Source organism: Bartonella sp. ML70XJBT (genome assembly GCF_028618425.1).
GTDB lineage: Bacteria > Pseudomonadota > Alphaproteobacteria > Rhizobiales > Rhizobiaceae > Bartonella.
In genome coordinates this window covers 1-3924 of record NZ_JAQISX010000054.1, presented here as the reverse complement: position 1 = coordinate 3924, position 3924 = coordinate 1, and the positions used below count along the sequence as shown (strand labels likewise).

General features: G+C 39.4%; 5 protein-coding genes and 1 pseudogene. 1 reads left to right on the top strand and 5 read right to left on the bottom strand.

All coding sequences use genetic code 11. From position 1 onward, the window contains the following. Positions 1–236, top strand: a pseudogene (locus PVV65_RS09195) (hypothetical protein); the annotation flags it as partial. On the opposite strand, the gene PVV65_RS09190 reads toward PVV65_RS09195, so the two are convergent. From PVV65_RS09190 to PVV65_RS09170, 5 genes are all read right to left on the bottom strand, one after another. Beyond that, positions 208–1251, bottom strand: coding sequence for a tyrosine-type recombinase/integrase (locus PVV65_RS09190; protein WP_273789960.1), 1044 nt, complete (start codon positions 1249–1251; stop codon positions 208–210). The pseudogene PVV65_RS09195 and the gene PVV65_RS09190 overlap by 29 nt on opposite strands. 2 nt (positions 1252–1253) lie before the next feature. Next, a complete protein-coding gene (locus PVV65_RS09185; protein ID WP_015857131.1) occupies positions 1254–1502 on the bottom strand; it encodes a hypothetical protein in 249 nt (82 codons plus the stop codon). A 124-nt stretch (positions 1503–1626) separates the two neighbouring features. Beyond that, positions 1627–2172 (bottom strand): hypothetical protein, encoded by a 546-nt coding sequence (locus tag PVV65_RS09180; protein WP_273789959.1) that lies wholly within the window; start codon positions 2170–2172, stop codon positions 1627–1629. 109 nt (positions 2173–2281) lie between these two features. Beyond that, on the bottom strand, positions 2282–2905 hold the full coding sequence (locus PVV65_RS09175) for a lambda exonuclease family protein (RefSeq protein ID WP_273789958.1): 624 nt from the start codon (positions 2903–2905) through the stop codon (positions 2282–2284). A 1-nt stretch (position 2906) separates the two neighbouring features. Continuing rightward, positions 2907–3671, bottom strand: coding sequence for an ERF family protein (locus PVV65_RS09170; RefSeq protein WP_273789957.1), 765 nt, complete (start codon positions 3669–3671; stop codon positions 2907–2909). Positions 3672–3924 lie beyond the last annotated feature (253 nt).

Here is a 3924-nt window from a genome sequence, read left to right as displayed (position 1 = left end):
TTTTGCCTGCACCAAATTCATATATTCCGTTTCCCATTGTGGCGCCGGTTTCAGATCCTTTTCCAGATGTGATTTTGGGAGTCTATGCTGTGCGCTCATTGGGTGGTGTGCGCATCATTGTGGGCGCGTTATATTTATATAAAATCAATAAGTTATATAAAAGTTCGGGAATTTTGATTCCGTTGATTCTTTTAACTTATTTTATGTCTATCCCGAACCTTTTTGTAGCTTTTTGATTGCTTCTATTGCAAGTCGTTTTCTATCAGCTGTTTTGGTATAAAGGGATGCCATTTTATCTTCTGTCCAGCCAAAAAGCGCTTTCATTTGTGAAACTGTAGCACCAGCATTGGCGGCACGTGTTGCAGCTAATTTTCGCAATCCATGGGCTGATTTTTTAATACCCGCCGCATTACATGCTTCACGAAATAGATTGCCAAAACTTTCTTTGACAAGCTTATTTCCACTTTTACCGCAGATGAATGTTTCATTACCAATAGGACCAATTTTAAGAGTTTCTGCTAATTCAGGTAAAATTGGTAAAAAAACGTCTGTTTTAAATTGGCTCTTTTCTGTTTTAAGATGGATGATATTATCTTTGACATCTTTCCAACCGATACGAACTGCATCACCACGACGCAAGCCGGTATACAAAAGGACGTTAATCCAGACGCGTTCATGTGTACCATGTGACCAACGGTGATAATATTTGTCTATGTCCTCTTCTAGCCATGGCAGTAATCCCTCTCTGTTCAAAGATTTTGGTGCTTTTATATTAAAGGCAGGATTTCTATTTAAAAGGGCATTATCAACCGCCCAATTAAAAAGACCGTTTAAAGAGGTCAAAAAATGTTTTGCAGCCGCGGGGGTCTCTCGCCTTCTGTCTACGGCTTCAAGAATGTGTTGTTTGTTTATACTTTTATATGCACGATTACCGATATGTTTAGAAACATTATTCAGAATTCGATATTTAACTTTTTTAGTAGATTCTGATTGATTATGCCATTGCATGCTTTGTAAATACTGATGCAACAACCAATCGAAAGACCCTTCTGTGAGTCTGGTACGCCTCTTTGTTTTGGAGGAGCCATTTTGCGCTTGTTTAATAGCCAGCGTATAATTGTCAACAAACTCTTGCGTTCCATAGGTTCCTTCAATCCGAAACCGTGGTCCATGACCAATACGTACATACCATATAACTTTACCATGGCGTGTACGTTCACGAACAAGATGCGGTGGACGGCGTTTTGGCATGGCTAAAACTTTATACCGTCGACAGAGGGGCAGCTTTTGCTGGTCTCGTAGTCTTCTTGTTCATTTTCAAGCGGTGGAAAATCATCAATGCTATAAGTATTATCTGTCGTTGTTGGTGTTATGGTTTTATTGATATGAATTAATAATTCCCCTGTAGGTTTGATTTCTATGAGTTCACATCCTTGTTTTTTAGCTTCTCTTAAAGCACGAGCAATAGCTGGTTGCGTGATAGTAGGTGGGCGGTGTGGCATGTTTATTCCCCTTCATTTTAGATGTAATTCACCCGTGGCGTGAATCACGCTGGTGTTAAAAGTTTGTTTTTCGGTGTTAGAAACGGCTTATAGAGATACTATAAGATTAGTCGTTCGTATTTTCTCATCTGGTTTGTTTTCTAGTTGAGATTCTTTTATCGCCATCAATCCAGTCGTCCCAACATATACATGCTTCACCGTAAATTTTTGCATGACCGTAAATATGCGCATCACCGTAAACTTGCGCATTGCCGTAAACACGCGCCCTATCGTAAATGTATGCCTCTTCGTAAACTTGTGCATTGCCATAAACTTCTGCATTATCAAAAACGTGCGGTTCACCGCAAATATATGCTTCACCGTAAACTTCTGCATGACCGTAAATGCATGGTTCATCGAAAACTTCTGCTTTGCCATAGATACGAGATTTGTCGTAAACTTGTGCATCACCGTAAACTTGTGCATTTTCGTAAACCTTAGCATCATCATAAACCTTGGCATAACCCCCAATCCAGCAATTACCATGATGCGATAGGTTGTCTTCTTTTGCTATAAAGCCGCCAAGATCATCTGCCTTTACATCTCCAAAGTCTTTCAATGCACGGATGCGGTAAAGCGTTTTGCGCCCAACTTCGATTGTTTCGTCTGTCAGTTCATATTTCTTTTCCATGGTTTATTTCCTTGATTTGCGTACAATCCACCCGTAGCGTGAAGCACGCATGTGTTGAAATTGTTAGGAAAGGGTGGGGGTGCTGGGAGGAGAAAGCACCCCCATAGGTTTAAGCAGCTTTTGCCAAAATCTTTTGCATCTCTTGTTCTATTTCTTCTAAAAAGATCTCGACCGCTTTATTGATCGCTTCAATGTGTTCCTCATCACGATTGATACGTTTGATTTTCATTCTCAAACTAGTAGATTTCCCTACAAAGTTTGGGTTATAGCTCATGAAATGACACCATTTACGTCCCGTGCAAGCCATTTGGAATTGCATTTGTGCGATGTATTCAGGCTTGATAGTGTCATCTATAAAAAAGCGTAGATGGTTTGGTGATTGTAGGCATTTAATCTCAATTAAACCGTCCTCACCAATAAGCCCATCTGGACTAGCACCAGCCATTTGGATTGTGGGATGTTGGACAAATCCACACCTTGTGACCTCTGTGTCATAAATGAATTCATATTCTCTCAAGGCATCTTCTTCATGGTCAATGCCCCATTGCATAGCTGGCGTTATATAAGATTGGCTTATTTCCTCTGTTAATCGCTCCGTCATAAGCTTTATTTTGTACTCTTCATATTTGCTTGTAGGCGTTCCCTTAGCTGTTTTGCTAAGTATGTTATAAACGTTTGAAGCGGTGACTTTCCCTAACCGTGCTTGAAACCACTCTGCTGTTCTTTGTTCCATTTCACACCGCCGTTTGTTGCTCTTGTTGTGCTTTATTTATTTGCGAGCGTTGCTTTTTTTTCAAAGCAAACAAAACGGTTTGGGCTTGTTTATAAGACATCTGTGTGAGATTTTTTACGCCTATAAAAGAAAGAATATCGCTTTCCTTTGCTTGTGTCTGTTCTATTAATTCTCTGATCTCATTCATTTGTTCCGGTGTGACACCTGCTATGAGCGTGTTGCCATCAGTATCATCTTCATCACTGGTCACATTAAGAAGCATGCCTAAAAGATATCTGCGTGCATAAGTAATCGTGGAACCAACAGATTGAATGTTATTTTTACTGCCTTGTCCATCAATTGGGAATGTTCCTTCGGTTGAGATTTGATTACCAGAAGGATGAGATAGAGTTATTTCTATGGTAACGTTTGTTGTGGTTTGACTTTTAATACGATAAAACAAAGCGAAGTGGTATTTTGCAAGAGTATCCTTTACTGCGTCAATATATTGATCAAGCGTTGCATATATACTCTTGGTATGGGTATTAATAGAGTTTTTTTGGATTTTTTGATATTCGATTTGCATAGCGGAAAGATCAGAAATGAAGCTTTGATAATTTTGTCGTTCTATTTCCTTTTCTCGTAATGCAATGAGGCGCTCTAAGCGGTCCATATCAACGTCATTTTCTAACGCTCTGTTTAAAATGCGTTCCATAGCAGTTGGTTTGACATCACAAGTGTTTGTTTTTTCCACTAATTCCGTTTGTGTGGTAGTTAGTTCATTCATCTTGATTTCCTCCATTTAAAGCGCAATTCACCCGTGGCGTGAATCACGCATGTGTTAAAAGTTGTTTGGTTTGGTTAGAAACGTCCTACGTAGTCCACTAAGCGTTCACTTCTAGGAACCATTAGTGTTTTTCCACGAATTTCAAAATTACCAGAAATATTTACTTGATTGGAAATATATGCGTCGTCTAGAATTCTAATATCTCCAAAAATGCGTGCGTTATCACATATAACAGCCTTGCCATAAACACGGG

What these genes read in the sequence shown, in the direction of transcription:
- PVV65_RS09180 (WP_273789959.1), bottom strand. Translation starts at nt 2,172, where the DNA reads ATGGAAAAGAAATATGAACTGACAGACGAAACAATCGAAGTTGGGCGC.
- PVV65_RS09175 (WP_273789958.1), bottom strand. Translation starts at nt 2,905, where the DNA reads ATGGAACAAAGAACAGCAGAGTGGTTTCAAGCACGGTTAGGGAAAGTC.
- PVV65_RS09185 (WP_015857131.1), bottom strand. Translation starts at nt 1,502, where the DNA reads ATGCCACACCGCCCACCTACTATCACGCAACCAGCTATTGCTCGTGCT.
- PVV65_RS09170 (WP_273789957.1), bottom strand. Translation starts at nt 3,671, where the DNA reads ATGAATGAACTAACTACCACACAAACGGAATTAGTGGAAAAAACAAAC.
- PVV65_RS09190 (WP_273789960.1), bottom strand. Translation starts at nt 1,251, where the DNA reads ATGCCAAAACGCCGTCCACCGCATCTTGTTCGTGAACGTACACGCCAT.